This window comes from Hymenobacter sp. DG01 (genome assembly GCF_006352025.1).
Taxonomy (GTDB): Bacteria; Bacteroidota; Bacteroidia; order Cytophagales; family Hymenobacteraceae; genus Hymenobacter.
On record NZ_CP040936.1, the window covers coordinates 3,213,901 to 3,229,750 of the forward strand.

Genomic DNA, 15,850 nt, shown 5'->3' on the forward strand with positions numbered 1-15,850 from the left:
TGGTTGTGTTTGTGTAGAGAGGGGCGGATTAGCTCAGGACCTCTTCTACGGGAGTTTCGCTCTGAGCGTTGCCTTTCGGGAACGTCTCGTTATAAAGTTTAATGCTTTCCTCGATGATGCGGTACGCATCTTCGCGGCCCATAAAGCGCTCCACGGTCACTTGTTTGTGCTCCAGAGCTTTATAATCCTCGAAGAAGCGCTGCATTTCCAGCAGGGTGTGCGGGGGCAGGTCGGCAATATCGTTGTAGTGGTTTACCGATACGTCGTTGGCGGCCACGGCAATGATTTTGTCGTCTTCCTCGTCCTGGTCAATCATCTGCATCACACCAATCACCTTGGCTTCTACCAGGCACATGGGCACAATGTCCACGGAGCACAGCACCAGAATATCCAGCGGGTCCTTGTCGTCGCAGTAGGTTTGCGGAATGAAGCCGTAGGCGGCCGGGTAGTGCACAGCCGAGAACAGGACGCGGTCCAGTTTCAGCAGGCCGCTGTCTTTGTCCAGTTCGTACTTGCCCTTCGAGCCTTTCGGAATTTCGATAATGCCGTTGATAACTTGGGGAGCGTCTTCGCCACGCTCTACGTCGTGCCAGGGGTTAAAATGAGCCATTCGTTGGTTGTTCGTTATTCGTTGGTTCTTGTTCGTTACGTGGTTCTTGTTGCCCGCTTTTCGCTTGCTGCCCGCCGCTGGCCAGACTTCTCTGCGCCCACCACGAAAGACCAGTAACGAAAAACGAACCGCACAGTTACCAGCCGAGCACTTCCGCCAGGGGTTGCCCGGTGCAGCCGTCGGGTTCCTGAATATGAAGCCACCGGGCTACGGTGGGTGCAATATCGGTAATCTTTGCCGGAGCTGATGACTTGCCGTGCTTTACTCCCCAGCCCCAGAACACTACCGGAACGTGCGTGTCGTAGCGGCCCGAGGAGCCGTGGGTTGTGCCCTTATTGATGGGGAACTGGTACGACTCCAGCCAGCCTGGCTCCAGCACCACCAGCACGTCGCCGGAGCGTTTGGGGTAGTAGCCGTTTTCCAAGTACATCAGCATCCCGCTTTCCCAGTGTGACTTCTGTACGTCCTCGGCGGCCAGGGCGCGGGTTACGCCCGTAAAGCCAAGCATGATACCGGCCACTTCGCGCTGCACCTGGTAGAGGTCCAGCTTTTTCTCGGTTAGCAGCGGGCGGTTCAGGTACACCTGCTGGTTTTCGTAGCTAAGCACCCATTTGCCGGGGCCATACAGGCTCACCAGCTTCTGCTGCAAGGAGTCGCGCATGCGGCCCGGCCCCACCGAGCCCGCCGGTATTTTCTTATCAATTAGGAAGTTGGGCGAGTGGGCGGCACCGTGGTCGGCACTGAGGAACACCAGGGCCTGCTTCTTGCCCACGGTTTTATCGAGGTAGGCAAACAGGCGCGCCAGCTCCCGGTCCAGGCGCAGGTAAGTATCCTCGGCCTCAATAGAGTTCGGCCCAAACTGGTGACCTACGTAGTCGGTGCTGCTAAAGCTGAGGGCCAGAAAGTCGGTTTGCCCGCGCTGGCCCAACTGCTCAGCCCGGATGGCCTCCAGGGCAAAGTCCAGGGTCAGGGAGTTGCCGAAGGGCGTAGAGCGGATCAGGTCCAGATTGCGGGCTGTGGCGACAGGGGCCTTTTCGCCGGCGGCCTGCAGGTTGCCTTTCACGGCGGGGGTAGGCGCCGCGCTCAGGGCTGGCAGGTCGTGCGGAAATATGGGTTTGGCTTCTCCCTTGAACGCGCCTTCCCAAGGCACATCGTCGGGCGAGCTTTCGGTATACTGGGCAATGGGCAGCAGCGTGTTCCAGGCTTGGTCGAGGTACTTGGCCGCCCGATTTTCGCTGTTGAATTTTGTTACCCACTCGGGCAGCTGCTGGGCATAGAAGGTGCTGGTGATGAAGGCCCCGTTGCCGCCGTCGTACCAGTAGGCCGCGTTGGCCGCGTGCCCGGCCGGCAGAATCGAGCCCCGGTCTTTGATGCACACCCCTATCACTTTGCTCTGGAAATTAGTGGCCAGACGCAGCTCATCGGTGATGGTAGTGGTCAGCATGTGGCGCGGCGACTGTTGCCCGGCCGCCGCCGAGCCGCCCACCGGCTGTACGGTTTTGTCTTCGGTCACGTAGGTGCCCTTGCCTTCCTCGCGCACCAGCCAGTTGTTGCCCACTATGCCATGCACCGAGGGGGTAGTGCCCGTGTAGATGCTGGCGTGGCCCGGCCCGGTATAGGTGGGCACGTAGTTATAATGGGCATTTTCGTAGCTGAACCCCTCCCCCAGCAGGCGGCGGAACCCGCCGGCGCCGTACTTATTCCAGTAGCGGTAGAGGTAGTCGTAGCGCATCTGGTCTACCACAATACCTACTACCAGCTTGGGGCGGTCGAGGGGTTTACCAGCTTTCTGCGCAAGGGCGGGCACCGCCAACGTAGCGGCCAGCAATAGGCTCAGACTTTTTTTCAAAGCGGAAGGAAAGATTGCAAAGCAGCCCATCTAGGCCGCTTTCGGTTAGCGCCCCAAAGATAACCCTCACTGCCTGGAATCAGCTCGTCCAGAGCCAAAATGGCCGAATCATCGTAGGCTGGAAGAACCGCTCCGCATGGCGGACCGGCTGACTGCCCTCCACTGCAGCAAGTAGCTTTCAAACCGATTTTCCTCCCATAACGCCCTCGTAGCGCTACCCTTCTATGCCCTCCGACCTCCAGCCGTATGCCCTCATTTTCGATATGGACGGCACCCTTATCGACAATACCTCCTTTCAGGCCGAAGCTTTTCAGCTTTTATTCCGGGACCTGGGCCTGACCACCGACGCCCGCCGCATGCTGGATCGACTTAATGGCATGCCGGCTTCCAAGATCTTGCAAACTGTTTTTACTGATCCGGTTCCCAAGAAAAAGCTGGAAGAATATGCGGCCCAGCGCGAGTTTCTTTACCGCGTTCTGTACTGGGACCACCGGAAAGAGGTAGCAGGCCTCACCACGTTTCTGAAAGCTGCCCGCGCAGCCGGCTTCAAAACAGCGCTCGGTACTGGCTCCGCCTCCGACACTATCCATTACATCATCGACTACCTGGATTTGCGCCGCTATTTCGACGTGATAGTTGGCAAGGACGACGTGGAGCGCGGCAAGCCCCACGCCGATACCTACACTACTACCTCCAGGCAGTTGGGCATTCCGCCGGAGCGCTGCCTCGTATTCGAGGATGCCATTTTGGGCGAGCAATCTGCCTACAAAGCCGGTATGCGCTGCATCACACTCACCACCACCCTCCGGCCCGAGCAGTTCCAGGCACCGCTGCGGGTTATAAAGGACTTCACCGAAATAACACCCGAGCAGATTTTGGAGCTACTGGAGCAGCAGCCCCCTACCCCCAAGCCCAGCAAGGAACTGGCCAAGCGGCAGTATATGCGGCTCTGAAGGAGGTGGCCTACCTGGCATTCAACTGGGCTTCCGGCTTACTAAAACACCCTACCCTTATTCTTGCACGAAGCGCGCAACCTGTGCCCCGCTACGCAGCAGGTATAGCCCCTTTGGCAGGTTCAGCTTTACCATCCCCGCTTTACTGGCGGTAGTAGTGAGCACCATCTGGCCTACGGTATTGAATACCTGCAAGACGGCGCCTGGCTGAGCGCCTGCTACCGTAGCGGTGGCCGATGAAGGATTAGGATATACCGTCAAGGAGGGTGCTATAGCTGCGGAGCGCGCGGGCAATGGGATGGGCTCAGGGGTATAAGTGGCAAGGGCGTTGGCTACTAGGCCCCCAGCCCGGCTAAACCCGCCAGCTACAAACAAGGTGTTATTGCTGACACCCAAAGCCCGCACCTCCCCATTGGTGCCTTCCTGCTCTCCTACCCCCACGCTGCGCCAGGTTGTTCCATCCCACTGTGATATAGTATTACCGGCGTCGCCCTGAGCTCTTGTAGAAAACCCACCGGCGTACAGGGTGTTTCCTACGAAAGCTATGACAATAGCTCCGCCCACTCTATTGTTTTCGGTACCTGAGCCTAAATCAATCCAGCGCGTCCCGTTCCACTGGGCTACTCCACCTAGTAAGGAGCCAGTAGCAGTACGAAAAAGGCCAGCAGCATAGAGCGTTGCTCCGTTGCTAGCCAGCGAGTACGCGTCTTCAACCATTAAGGAGCCGGTCTCACCGTTCATATCATACCACTGCGTACCATTCCAGCGGGCTATGTTGGTGGCAGCGATTCCGCCTGCCTTAGTGAACTTCCCGCTCGCGTACACGGTGCTACCAGCTACAGTTAGTGCAAAAACCCTGGCCTCAGCTCCGGTTACTCCGTTAGCTGCGCCACTGCCTAAGCTACGCCAACTCGCGCCGTCCCATTGCGCTATTCGGTTGGCTGGTATTTCACCGGCTTTATCGAAGCTGCCGCCTACGTACAGCACGTTGCCGCTCGTTGCTAAACTCTGTACCCATGAGTTGACCCCGTTGGTTGCCCCTGTACCCAGGCTGCTCCAGTTGCTGCCGTCCCACTTGGCAATGTTCCGCGCCGACACGCCGCCTATCGTGTTAAAATTACCGCCCGCGTATAAAACGTCACCGCTTACTGCCAGTGCAAGCACTTCGTCATTAACCCCCAGCCCCGAGCCTAGATTGCTCCATTTTGTGCCATCCCATTTTGCAATTCCACTCGCTTTTACACCGCCAGCCATACTGAACCCTCCGCTTACATACACGGCAGAACCACTCACGGCCAAGACGTTGATATTGTCCCCGTTGCGTCCAGGCTCATGCACTCCGTTGGGAGCACCGGTACCCAGGCCGTACCAGGTAGTGCCATCCCAACGGGCTATACTATGTGCGGGCGCGCCATTAGCTTCTGTGAAACGACCACCTACGTACAATGAATTTCCACTGACAGCTAGTGCCAAAACAGGGTATTCTCCCTGGTCGGGGGTCTGCAAACCTACATTGCTCCAGTTGTTTCCGTCCCAGGTAGCTATTTGGCTCATGGGCACACCATCTGCCTGAGTGAAATACTGCCCTCCAATATACAGCAGGTTGCCGCGCACGGCCAGGGCTCGCACCTGTCCATTGAGCATGCCCGTTGAACCTGCACCCAACAGTTGCCAAGCCGTGCCGTCCCACCTCAAAATTCGGCTGCTGTTTCCGCTGTAGCTGGCCGCATAGACCTCTGTGCCGCTTGCGGCCATAGCATAAACAGTCCCGCTCACTCCGTACGAGGGAGCATTGCCCAATCTGCTCCAGCTCTTACCATCCCACTTCGCCACCGACCGAGCAATCAAGCTACCAGCATTGTCGAACGCCCCGCCCACGTACAGCGCAGTTCCGCTCACTACTAAGGAATAAACCGGGCCACTTACCCCATTTACGTTGTTGTTTTCCAGATTACTCCAAGTAGCGCCGTCCCACTGTGCTATATTCTGAGCCTGCACCCGGCCCGCTGCCGCGTAGAATTCGCCTCCCACATACAGGGTTGAGCCGCTTAGCACCAGGGCATTTACAAAGCCGTTTACTCCGTTCGCATTGGCGGGCCCCAAGCTAGTCCAGGTGCTACCAGTCCAATGAGCTACATAATTGGTTGCTTGGTTACCAGCTCTGGTAAACTTACCGCCTACGTAGAGGCTACTGCCCTCTACTACTAAGGCTCTTACCTCTTCATTTACTCCGTTCTGGGCACCTACTCCCAACTGATGCCAAGCCGTACCATCCCACCTTGCAATGTTATTGGCCGGGATGCCACCCGCGGAGGAAAACCTCCCTCCTATGTACACATCAGTGCCACTGACCGCTACCGCATATACCTCACTGTACAACTCATGCCAAACGCCCTCCTGTGTACCCGGAGCGTCACTACCTACTACGCCCCATCCTGGTGAGCTACTGCGGCGTAGCACGGGTTGCCCGCCATTGCCGTAGCTGAGCTTGTAGCCACTCGCATCAAATGACCCCGTAACTCCCTGACGAAGCGTTCCATCTGCATTAAGTACTTCACCAACCGACGAAACCTGTGCCCACCCTTGCCCCCATACACCTGATATTAAGAACAATAGTATTAGTGCTGCCCGAATAGAGGAAGGAATCCGACAGCATGTAGAAAGCAAAGGCATTAGGAAATAAATATGCAGGTAATAGAACAGTGTTTTTCAGCACGGAAACATAGCGCCGAAAATAGTATATAATGCTTCACGTATAACTTATCTAAGCCGCCCAGCTTAGTTGATAGAGGTTGTCTATGCGCTTGACATATGCGCAGAACAACAAAGGCCCGCTTCCTTCCGGAAACGGGCCTTTGTTGTTCTGAGAGCAAGTATTACTACCGGCCGGCAGCCAGCGCTTCAGCACCACCCACGATTTCGAGAATCTCGGTGGTAATGGCAGCTTGGCGGGTCCGGTTGTACGTCAGCTTGAGTTGCTTCAGCAGCTCGCCGGCGTTATCCGTAGCCTTGTCCATAGCTGTCATACGGGCGCCGTGCTCCGAGGCATTGCTTTCCAGCACAGCCTTGTAGAGCTGCACTTTCAATGACTGCGGAATCAGGGTACGCACAATTTCCTCTTTCGAAGGTTCAAAGATGTAGTCCACGTTCGAGGCGGCCGAGGCACCTACTGGCTGCTCGGCGGGCACCAGCGGCAGCAGCTGCTCGGTGCGCACAATCTGGGTGGCTACGTTCTTGAACTCGTTGTACACCATCACCACCTCGTCGTACTGGCCGGCCCGGAAGCCGTCCATAGCCTGCTCGGCTGCTTCCCGCACCGTATCGAACGAGAGCTTGCCGAATACGTGCTGGTAGTTACCCAGCAGCGGCAGGCGCTTACCGAAGTACTCGTGCGCCTTGCGGCCAATGGCCAGCACCGTAACGTTACCGGCAGCGGCCTGGGTAGCGTAGCGGTCCTGCAGTACAGCATTCACCCCCTTGAAGATGTTGCTGTTGAAGGCCCCAGCCAACCCCCGGTCGGAGGTGATGGCAATGATCAGCACGCGGCGCACATCGCGCACCACGCCGTACTCACTAACAACGTCCTCGCCAGCCAAGGCCGTCAGGTTACCCAGAATGCTGTTGAGCCGCTGAGCATAAGGGCGCATGCGCAGGATATTGTCCTGGGCTCGACGCAGCTTAGCCGCCGCCACCATTTTCATGGCTTTGGTGATTTGCTGCGTGCTTTGCACCGACGTAATGCGGCTCCGAACTTCTTTTAAGCTAGCCATAGTGTATGGGTTGCCAGTTACCAGTTGTCAGTTGCCGGTTACCCTTCGTGAAAACGAACTGGTAACTGGCAACTGACAACCAATGACTGATTACTTAGTAGCGTAAGCGGCCGACAGATCCTTGGCCACCTGGCGGATAGCGCCGGTGGTTTCGTCGTCGAGCTTACCAGCCTTCAGGCCTTTCAGCACCTCGGGGTGACGGGTGTTCATCACTTGGGTGAACTCCTTCTCGAACTCCCGTACCCGGTTCACGGGCACGAGGTCAAGCAGACCGTTGGTAGCGGCGTAGATGATGGCTACCTGGTCTTCTACCTTCTGGGGCGAGAACTGGGGCTGCTTCAGGATTTCGAGGTTACGACGGCCACGCTCAATCGTGAGCTTGGTCGAGGCATCGAGGTCGGAGCCAAACTTGGCGAAGGCTTCCAGCTCGCGGAACTGCGCCTGGTCGAGCTTCAGGGTACCAGCTACCTTCTTCATCGACTTGATCTGAGCGTTACCACCTACGCGCGATACCGAGATACCTACGTTAATGGCCGGACGCACACCCGAGTTGAAGAGGTTGGTTTCCAGGAAGATCTGACCATCGGTAATCGAAATTACGTTGGTCGGGATATAGGCCGAAACGTCACCCGCCTGGGTTTCGATGATGGGCAGAGCCGTCAGCGAACCACCACCTTTCACCAGCGGCTTGATGCTCTCGGGCAGGTCGTTCATGTCCTGAGCAATGGCGTCGGAAGCGTTGATCTTCGCGGCGCGCTCCAGCAGGCGGCTGTGCAGGTAGAATACGTCACCGGGGTAAGCCTCACGTCCAGGAGGACGACGCAGCAGCAGCGACACCTCGCGGTAAGCTACTGCCTGCTTCGACAAGTCATCGTACACAACCAGAGCCGGACGGCCCGTGTCGCGGAAGAACTCGCCGATGGCAGCACCCGTGAAGGGAGCAAAGAACTGCATGGGAGCGGGGTCCGAAGCCGAAGCCGATACCACTACTGTGTAGTCCATAGCACCACCTTTGGTCAGTGCGTTTACTACCTGGGCTACGGTCGAAGCTTTCTGACCTACGGCTACGTAGATGCAGAAAACCGGCTCGCCGCGCTCATAGAATTCGCGCTGGTTCAGGATGGCGTCAAGCGCTACCGTGGACTTACCGGTCTGACGGTCACCAATGATCAGTTCGCGCTGGCCCCGGCCAATCGGAATCATGGCGTCAATAGCCTTGATACCCGTTTGCATGGGCTCGTTAACCGGCTGACGGTAGATTACACCGGGAGCCTTGCGCTCCAGGGGCATATCGTAGGTAGCACCCTGAATGGGGCCACGACCGTCGATGGGCTGGCCGAGCGTGTTTACCACGCGGCCAATGATGCCGTCACCAACCTGAATAGAAGCAATTTTATTGGTACGACGTACCGTGGCGCCTTCCCGGATTTCAGAGTAGTCGCCGAGCATTACGGCACCTACGTTGTCTTCTTCCAGGTTCAGCACGAGGGCCTGCAGGCCATTTTCAAATTCGAGCAATTCCCCCGACTGGGCTTTGCCCAGGCCGTAGATGCGGGCTACACCGTCGCCAACCTGCAGAACCGTACCAACCTCTTCGAGTTCGGCTTCGGTTTTGAAGTTGGACAGCTGCTCCCGCAGAATGGCGGATACTTCATCCGGACGTACTTCTGCCATGGTGGGTTATAGTTGGGATTGGTAGGGGTTCTTCGAGAATTCGGTGCGCAGCTTGCGCAACCGGTAGCTAACCGAGTCGTCGATGAGCCGGTCGCCGATACGCAGCACAAAGCCACCAATCAACGAAGGATCTATCTTTTCGGTGAGGGTCACCTGCTGCTGGCCCGTTTGCTGGCGAACCAGCTGGACTACTTGCAGGCGGGTAGGAGCATCCAGCGGAGTAGCCGTAGTTACTTCCGCCAGCTGAACACCGCGCAGCTGGTTGTACTGGCGCTGAAACTCGCTGCCAATAAACTCCAGAGCGCTTTCGCGGTTTTTCTGCGTGATGATGGTAAAGAACTTGCTGGTCAGCTCCGATACTTTGCCCGTGAACACGGCGTTCAGGATGGCAAGCTTTTTATCGTGCTTCACAATGGGGTTGCGCAACAACAGGCGCAGGTCACGATTCTCGTCCAGCACTTTCGTGAACAAGTCCATGTCCTGCTTTACCTGCTCCAGCGTCCCGCGTTCCTCAGCCAAGTCCAGCAACGACTTCGCGTAGCGGGAGGCAACTCGTAGTTCAGACATTGTTTCTTGAGCTGTTAGCTGCTGGCTATTAGCTGATAGCTTTTCACCTTCCGAAACAGAAGGCTAACAGCCAGCAGCTAATAGCTAACTGCTTAGTTGAGCTTTACTTCTTGCAGATACGAGTCCACGAGTTGCTGCTGGGCGGGCTGGTCGGCCAGTTCGCGGCGCAGGATGCGCTCAGCAATGTCGATAGAGAGCTTAGCGGCGGTGTTTTTCACCTCCGCCAGAGCCGCGTTTTTCTCGTTCTGAATGGCTTCGCGAGCTTGCAGAATCATGCGGCTGCCTTCTTCGGTAGCCTTGTTCTTGGCTTGCTCAATCAGCTGGTTGGAAACGTCGGTGGCTTCCTTCAGAATCCGGTCGCGCTCCATGCGGGCTTCCGCCAGTAGCTTTTCGTTGCCGGCTTTCAGCTGTTGCATTTCCAGCTTGGCTTGATCAGCCATGCGCAGGGCACCTTCGATGGAGCTTTCCCGCTCTTTCAGGGAGCTCAGGATGGGCTTCCAGGCAAAGGCACGCAACAGCAGCAGCACGATGCCGAAAATCACCAGCTGCCAGAAAATCAGGCCTAATTCGGGCGTTACAATTTGCATCGTAGAAACTAGTAGGTAGGAAATAAGAGAATCTGATAACCGAGGCAGGAAAGGCGGAAGTTCCGCCCGTTATGCGCCTACTAACTGGCACCAGAAAAGCCAAGACAGCCCGCTACGCCGTGCGCTGAAGCGACGCGCGCAGCGGGCTGCTCCTGTACTACCTCTATCCCTAGAGTTTGAACGAAATCAGCAGGCAGACTACTACTGCGAACAGAGCCAGACCTTCGATCAGAGCGGCCACGATCAGCATAGCCGTTTGGATCTTGCCCGAAGCTTCCGGCTGACGGCCGATGGCTTCCATAGCCTGACCACCGATGCGGCCGATACCCAGACCAGCGCCCAGAGCAACCAGACCAGCACCGATAGCGGCACCAAATACAGCCAGACCAGCGGCGTTAGCAATCTGCAACAACAGAGAAAGAAGCATAAAAAAATGGTTTGTGGGGAGTGAAAAACAAAAAAATCAGGGGTGGTAAAAGCTTAGTGAGCGTGAGCATGGGCCGGCTCGGCACCATCGCCACCACCCATCTGGTAATCCGCATCGTGGTGTTCCTCTACCGCACCACCGATGTACATGGCCGTCAGCAGGGTGAAGATGTAGGCCTGCAGAATGGCTACCAGCAATTCGAGCATGTTAATGAACAGACCGAAAGCCAGCGTTACGGGGGCTACACCAATATTGCGGAAAATGAAGATGAGCGAGATAAAGCTCAGAATTACAATGTGGCCGGCCGTGATGTTGGCAAACAAACGCACCATCAGGGAGAAGGGCTTCACGAAGATGCCGATGATTTCTACCGGAATCATGATGGGCAGCAGGGCCTTCGGTACGCCGGGGGTAGCGAAGATGTGGTGCCAGTAGTTCTTGTTGGAGCTGAACAGGGTGATGAGCAGGGTCAGCACGGCCAGGGTCAGCGTCACGGCAATGTTGCCGGTAAGGTTAGCGCCACCGGGTACCAGACCCAGCAGGTTGTTGAACCAGATAAAGAAGAACACCGTCAGCAGGTAGGGCATATAGCGCTCATACTTCGGGCCGATAGACTTCTTAGCTACCTCGTCGCGAACAAAGACGATAATAGGCTCAAAGAAGGATTGGATGCCTTTGGGAGCCCCCGAGCCGCGCTTGGCATAGCCCCGAGCCACGGAGGTAAACACGAGCAAGAGCAGCGCTGCGCTCAGCATCAGGGAGGCTACGTTCTTGGTAATCGAGAAATCGTACACCTTGCTGCCATCCTCTGACACTAGGTGCTCATGCTCCAGCTTCAGGCCCTCGTAGGTTTTACCCTCGGCCAGCTGTGAGGAAGAGAATACGCTTAGGCCTTTACCGGGCCGGAAGGCAATAACCGGAAGCGGAAGGGTCAGGTGCGTGCCGTGCTCTTCATCGCCCAGGGTAGCGAAATGCCACTCATGTGCATCGCCAATGTGATGCAGAATCATGTCGCCTGGGCTGAAGGCCTCCTTATCCGTGGCTTCCTCCTGCGTAGAGGTCGGTTCGTTGGCGTACACCGAGAACGAGAACAGGCACAAGAGAGCTAAAAGTAAGCGCTTCATTCAGAGGGGGTTAGGGACATTTTCACAAAATCTTCATTTTGTGGTTTCACCCGGTTTTGAAAACGGGCGCAAGTTAGTCAGAACGCTCCAGACTTCAAACCCAGTAAAGAGAAAATACAACAGGAAGAAGCTGCCCAAAAACGCCCACTGCCCGTTGCCTTCCCGGCCTCCGCCAGCAAAAAGGTACACTAGCACCAGCGTAAGCGACAAAAGCAGGCGTGCAACCATGCTCCCGAAATACGCGACCATAAAGTTTTGTGCGTTGGCTTGCACCAGCTTTGCCGTAATCCAATAGGTCAGCAAGGTGAGCAGAGCAAAAAAGCTGAAGGTGTACACCGTAAACGGATGCACAATGCGCGGGCCAAACTGGGAGTAAAGAGCATAGAGCGCAAACCCGAGTAGCAGGCAGAAGAGCAGGTAGGGACGGAGAAAGGGTTTCAAGGCAAGTGAAGGGTAGGGTGCGTATGGCTGATGTAGCGGAGCAAATGCGGGACTTTCAGCAAATGGGGGCTTGTTCTGCAGTCTGCTGACCCATGCTGAAGCTGGCTATGTAGTAGCCACTCTTTACTGCTCTTTCGTGACGGAGCGGATTACATTATATAGGGCTGCAAACAGGCCCAGCAGCATCAGGCTCAGGGTAAACCAGGGCGTTTTGGTTTGAAAGTGCTTATCGAGCCAATAGCCGGCCCAGGTGCTCAGGCCGATGGTAGCTATCATTTGGGCGGCAATACCGGAGTAGCGGGCCACGGCGCGCATCCGGTCAGAGTTGCCTTCGGAATCGGGGCGCGGCTCTGAGGGAGGGAAAGGAGCAGACATACGGGCAGCAGATGGGGTAGGAACACAAAGCTACGCGGCACAGCGTTAGGAGTTGAACCGGCCAGTAGCAAGCATGGCGGGTCCGGGCGGAAACCTGTACTTTTACTCTGCTTGCTACGTTGAGGGAAGCACGGCCGGCCGAACGAATTAGGCTGGCGCCCGTGTTTTCTGTCCGCACTTTCCGCCCTCAGCTTTCCGCTGCTTTGACGACGACAACTTCCTTGCTTCTGCGCTACCTATCTGCTCCGGCCGCTTCCCTTCTGCTGGCGGCTGTGGTGGCTGGCTGTGCCTCCGAGCGGCCATCCTTGGTAGGACATGCCTACGACAACGTGGTGGCCCGCGACAATGCTTATTTCCTGGCCCGCGAGAAAATGAAGGCCACGGAAGCCACGTTATACAAGGCCCGCCTCAACGACTACAACCGCGTCCTACCCCTATTCCCTACCCTGGATGACGCTACGGTTGGCCGGGTTACGGCCGACCTGGAAGACATCATCAAGAAGGCTTCTCTGCCCATCCAGCACCGGCCGGGCTCTGACTGGACGGACGACAGCTACATCTTGGTAGGCAAGGCCCGCTTTTATAAAAAGGAGTATGAGGACGCCGCCAAGACGTTCAAGTATGTCAATACCACCAGCAAGGACACCAATGCCCGGCACGAGGCCCTGATTTGGCTGATGCGCACCTTCCTGGCCACGAAGGAGCTGGAAAACGCGGCGGCCGTATCGGATATCCTGGACAAGGAAGAAGGCACGCTACCCAACGCTCGGGAGCTGTTTCTGACCCGCGCCGAGTTTTATCTGCTAACTGGCGAACAGGACCGGGCCATTGAGAACCTGGAGAAGGCCATTCCCTACATTGAGCCGAAGAATGAACAGTCGCGGACGCGCTACATTCTGGCCCAGCTCTACCAGACCCAGGGCCAGGACCAGAAGGCGTACGCTCAGCTCAACCAGATTCTGAAAAAGAATCCGCCCTACGAGCTGGATTTCTTTAGCAAGCTAATGCTAGGGCAGGTGTCGGACCTAAACCAAACTGACCGGGTGCGGCTGGATAAGTACTTCGCCAAGCTGCTGAAAAACGCCAACAACAAAGAGTACCGCGACAAGATTTACTACGAAATGGCGCGGCTGGAGTATCGCCAGCAGCGCTACCCGGCGGCGCTGGCCTTGCTAGAGAAGTCAGCACGTACGCCTTCCGCCAACCGCGCGCAAAAGTCCTATGTCTATTTGCTGAGCGGGCGTATCTACTACGAAAACCTGCAGAAGTACCGGCTTGCAGCGGCCTATTATGACAGCACGGTGCAGGCCTTGCCGCGCGAGGCGCCCGAGTACGCCGCTATTTCGGAGCGGGCTGCTGTGCTCAAGGACTTTGCCCAGCAGCTGACTATTATAGAAACTCAGGACAGCCTGCAGACCCTGGCCCGGCTGGATTCGGCTACCCTGCGCACCCGCCTGACTTCCTACGCCCAGGCGGAGTTGGAAGCTCAGCGCCGGGCGGCAGAGCAGCTGGCGGCTCAGCAGGCGCGGCAGGAGCAGCGCGCCGGACAGCAGCTTACGGGCACCAGCGCGAGCCGGGATTTGCAGCCTGGGGTAAATACCGATGATTTTCTGGCGGGTAACACCGGCATCAAATGGTACTTCGATAACCCTACCTCCCTGGGAACAGCGCGTAACGATTTTATCCGGCGCTGGGGCGACCGGCCGCTGCAGGATAACTGGCGCACAGTCAGCCAGGCCAGTAGCTCGCCGGTTACCGCCCGCGGAGGCAACGTACCGGTCAGCATTGCCGGTAATGCCAGCACTACCGTAAATGGAGCAGGAGGGTTGGGCGCGGTGCCGGCTTCTGCCCCAGACCCAGCCCAACAGGTTCGGGCACTTGTGGAGCAGTACCGCCAGAACATTCCGCTGAGCGAGGCGCAACGGCAACAATCGGCAGCCCAGACCGAGGAGGCTTTGTACGCCCTGGGTGGCATATACAACCAGCAGCTTCGGGAGCCGGCGCGGGCTATTGAGACGTATGAAAATCTGCTGACGCGCTACCCACAGGGGCAGCACGCCCCCGAAACGCTTTATATTCTTTACCTGCTACATAAAGAGCAAGGCAATGCCGAAAAGGCCGAGGGCTACGCCCAGCGCCTCCGCCAGGGCTACCCCAACTCTTCCTACGCGAAGCTGGTGGCTGATCCGGAGTACCTGCGGCGCACCTCCGTAGCCAATGCCAAGGTGGCCGTACTGGTTGATTCTGCCTTTGCTTTCTATAAAAATCAGGATTTCAAGAAATCGGCCGCCGTGCTGGCCCGGGCCCGCCAGCAGTACCCGGAAAATGACCTCAACGATCGGATTGCGTTTATCAACACGCTGCTTACCATCCGGACTCAGCCACCGCTTACCGCCAAAGCCGCGGTAGAGAAGTTCTACCAGGACTACCCCGAAAGCCCGCTGGCACCTCAGGCCGCTACCCTGCTCAACACCTACAAGCAGCAGGCAGACGGCCAGATTACCGGGGCCCTGGCTTCTACGGATAAGCCGGTGGTGTCTATGTTCCGGCCTGGAGAAGTAGAAAACCGCATGCGTATTTTCTACGGAGAAAACGAATCACCAGCCGCTCCGGCCACTCCGAAGCCGGCAGCTACGGCCACTACCCCCACTCCTTCCGCTACACCAGCCGCTACACCGGTACCAGCCCGCCCGGAGCCCACTACGGGCAGCCTACCGCCCACGTCTGCACCAACCGAGGTTCCGGCTTCCGTGGCGGTTACGCCGTCAGCGCCCGTTTCCGTTCCTGTACCTGCCCCGGTGATAGATGAGGCCAAAGCAGCGCGTATGGCCGCCGCGCAGGCGCGGGCACGGGGCAAAAAGGTGGTGGCCGCTCCCAAACCGGTAGCCGCTAACCCGCCGCTGGCGCCCCCTGCCACGGGCAATACGCCGGCGGTTACTCCCAACCCTACTACTCCAACATCCGCTCCCCCTACCCCCGCTCCGGCCCCAAGTAGCACGGCTGCCGTACCAAGTGCTCCGGCGGCTACCCCATACAAGGTAAATGTAAACGCTGCCCACGCTGTAGTTTTGCTGCTGTCCCAGGATGCACCAGCCTTGGCTGATATTGTCACGCAGTTGGGGGCATATAACGGGCGCTACTTTAAGTCCAGCAGCTTGCAGGTACGGCGGCAGGCGCTAGGGGCTACGCAGGAACTGGTTCTTATTGAGCCGCTGCCCACCGCCAAAATTGCCCAAAGCTATGCTCTTAAGCTGCGCGGTCCTCAGTCGCCGCTCAGCAAGTTGCGGGGCGCGGGTTACCAAACCCTCATCATCAGTATTGATAACTTGCCACTCCTGCTGCAAAGCCAGAACCCTGAGGAATATCAGCGTTTCTATCAGCAGAGCTACTCTAAATAAATGATTGAGCTGCTGACTGATGCCCTACCCTATCGGTAATTGGGTAGGGCATCAGTTAGCAGCCCTAGTACGTTC

13 protein-coding genes are annotated in these 15,850 nt (G+C 57.2%); 2 read left to right on the plus strand and 11 right to left on the minus strand.

What is annotated here, in order from left to right:
* Positions 1–28: 28 nt before the first annotated feature.
* Positions 29–610, minus strand: a complete 582-nt coding sequence (locus FGZ14_RS13645; RefSeq protein ID WP_139924789.1) for an inorganic diphosphatase — start codon at positions 608–610, stop codon at positions 29–31.
* A 136-nt stretch (positions 611–746) separates the two neighbouring features.
* On the minus strand, positions 747–2,459 hold the full coding sequence (pafA, locus tag FGZ14_RS13650; RefSeq protein ID WP_139924790.1) for an alkaline phosphatase PafA: 1,713 nt from the start codon (positions 2,457–2,459) through the stop codon (positions 747–749).
* Positions 2,460–2,683: 224 nt separating this feature from the next.
* Between pafA and FGZ14_RS13655 the strand changes: the two genes are divergently transcribed.
* The gene (locus tag FGZ14_RS13655) at positions 2,684–3,412 is read left to right on the plus strand and encodes an HAD family phosphatase (RefSeq protein WP_139924791.1); all 729 of its coding nucleotides are present in this window, start codon (positions 2,684–2,686) and stop codon (positions 3,410–3,412) included.
* Positions 3,413–3,469: 57 nt separating this feature from the next.
* Here FGZ14_RS13655 and FGZ14_RS13660 read toward each other — a convergent pair whose 3' ends face one another.
* The 9 genes from FGZ14_RS13660 to FGZ14_RS13700 form a co-directional block, all read right to left on the minus strand.
* On the minus strand, positions 3,470–5,410 hold the full coding sequence (locus FGZ14_RS13660) for a T9SS type A sorting domain-containing protein (protein ID WP_180754354.1): 1,941 nt from the start codon (positions 5,408–5,410) through the stop codon (positions 3,470–3,472).
* Between the two features lie 881 nt (positions 5,411–6,291).
* Entirely contained in the window at positions 6,292–7,182 is an 891-nt protein-coding gene (gene atpG / locus FGZ14_RS13665) for an ATP synthase F1 subunit gamma (RefSeq protein ID WP_139924793.1), read from the minus strand.
* Positions 7,183–7,272: 90 nt separating this feature from the next.
* Entirely contained in the window at positions 7,273–8,856 is a 1,584-nt protein-coding gene (gene atpA, locus FGZ14_RS13670) for a F0F1 ATP synthase subunit alpha (protein WP_139924794.1), read from the minus strand.
* Positions 8,857–8,862: 6 nt separating this feature from the next.
* The gene (atpH, locus tag FGZ14_RS13675) at positions 8,863–9,423 is read right to left on the minus strand and encodes an ATP synthase F1 subunit delta (protein WP_139924795.1); all 561 of its coding nucleotides are present in this window, start codon (positions 9,421–9,423) and stop codon (positions 8,863–8,865) included.
* Positions 9,424–9,515: 92 nt separating this feature from the next.
* Positions 9,516–10,010, minus strand: a complete 495-nt coding sequence (locus FGZ14_RS13680) for a F0F1 ATP synthase subunit B (protein ID WP_139924796.1) — start codon at positions 10,008–10,010, stop codon at positions 9,516–9,518.
* A gap of 169 nt (positions 10,011–10,179) precedes the next feature.
* Positions 10,180–10,437 (minus strand): ATP synthase F0 subunit C, encoded by a 258-nt coding sequence (atpE, locus tag FGZ14_RS13685; protein ID WP_044000749.1) that lies wholly within the window; start codon positions 10,435–10,437, stop codon positions 10,180–10,182.
* Between the two features lie 53 nt (positions 10,438–10,490).
* The gene (gene atpB / locus FGZ14_RS13690) at positions 10,491–11,561 is read right to left on the minus strand and encodes a F0F1 ATP synthase subunit A (protein WP_139924797.1); all 1,071 of its coding nucleotides are present in this window, start codon (positions 11,559–11,561) and stop codon (positions 10,491–10,493) included.
* 33 nt (positions 11,562–11,594) lie between these two features.
* On the minus strand, positions 11,595–12,002 hold the full coding sequence (locus FGZ14_RS13695) for a hypothetical protein (RefSeq protein ID WP_139924798.1): 408 nt from the start codon (positions 12,000–12,002) through the stop codon (positions 11,595–11,597).
* Between the two features lie 123 nt (positions 12,003–12,125).
* Positions 12,126–12,377, minus strand: a complete 252-nt coding sequence (locus tag FGZ14_RS13700; RefSeq protein WP_139924799.1) for an AtpZ/AtpI family protein — start codon at positions 12,375–12,377, stop codon at positions 12,126–12,128.
* A gap of 203 nt (positions 12,378–12,580) precedes the next feature.
* Here FGZ14_RS13700 and FGZ14_RS13705 point away from each other — a divergent pair, with 203 nt between their 5' ends.
* On the plus strand, positions 12,581–15,775 hold the full coding sequence (locus FGZ14_RS13705; RefSeq protein WP_139924800.1) for a tetratricopeptide repeat protein: 3,195 nt from the start codon (positions 12,581–12,583) through the stop codon (positions 15,773–15,775).
* Positions 15,776–15,850: the final 75 nt, after the last annotated feature.

Excerpts from the sequence above, each read along its gene's own strand:
- atpE (WP_044000749.1), bottom strand. The coding sequence starts at position 10,437 with ATGCTTCTTTCTCTGTTGTTGCAGATTGCTAACGCCGCTGGTCTGGCT.
- atpH (WP_139924795.1), bottom strand. The coding sequence starts at position 9,423 with ATGTCTGAACTACGAGTTGCCTCCCGCTACGCGAAGTCGTTGCTGGAC.
- FGZ14_RS13680 (WP_139924796.1), bottom strand. The coding sequence starts at position 10,010 with ATGCAAATTGTAACGCCCGAATTAGGCCTGATTTTCTGGCAGCTGGTG.
- atpA (WP_139924794.1), bottom strand. The coding sequence starts at position 8,856 with ATGGCAGAAGTACGTCCGGATGAAGTATCCGCCATTCTGCGGGAGCAG.
- FGZ14_RS13645 (WP_139924789.1), bottom strand. The coding sequence starts at position 610 with ATGGCTCATTTTAACCCCTGGCACGACGTAGAGCGTGGCGAAGACGCT.
- FGZ14_RS13700 (WP_139924799.1), bottom strand. The coding sequence starts at position 12,377 with ATGTCTGCTCCTTTCCCTCCCTCAGAGCCGCGCCCCGATTCCGAAGGC.
- atpG (WP_139924793.1), bottom strand. The coding sequence starts at position 7,182 with ATGGCTAGCTTAAAAGAAGTTCGGAGCCGCATTACGTCGGTGCAAAGC.
- FGZ14_RS13655 (WP_139924791.1), top strand. The coding sequence starts at position 2,684 with ATGCCCTCCGACCTCCAGCCGTATGCCCTCATTTTCGATATGGACGGC.
- atpB (WP_139924797.1), bottom strand. The coding sequence starts at position 11,561 with ATGAAGCGCTTACTTTTAGCTCTCTTGTGCCTGTTCTCGTTCTCGGTG.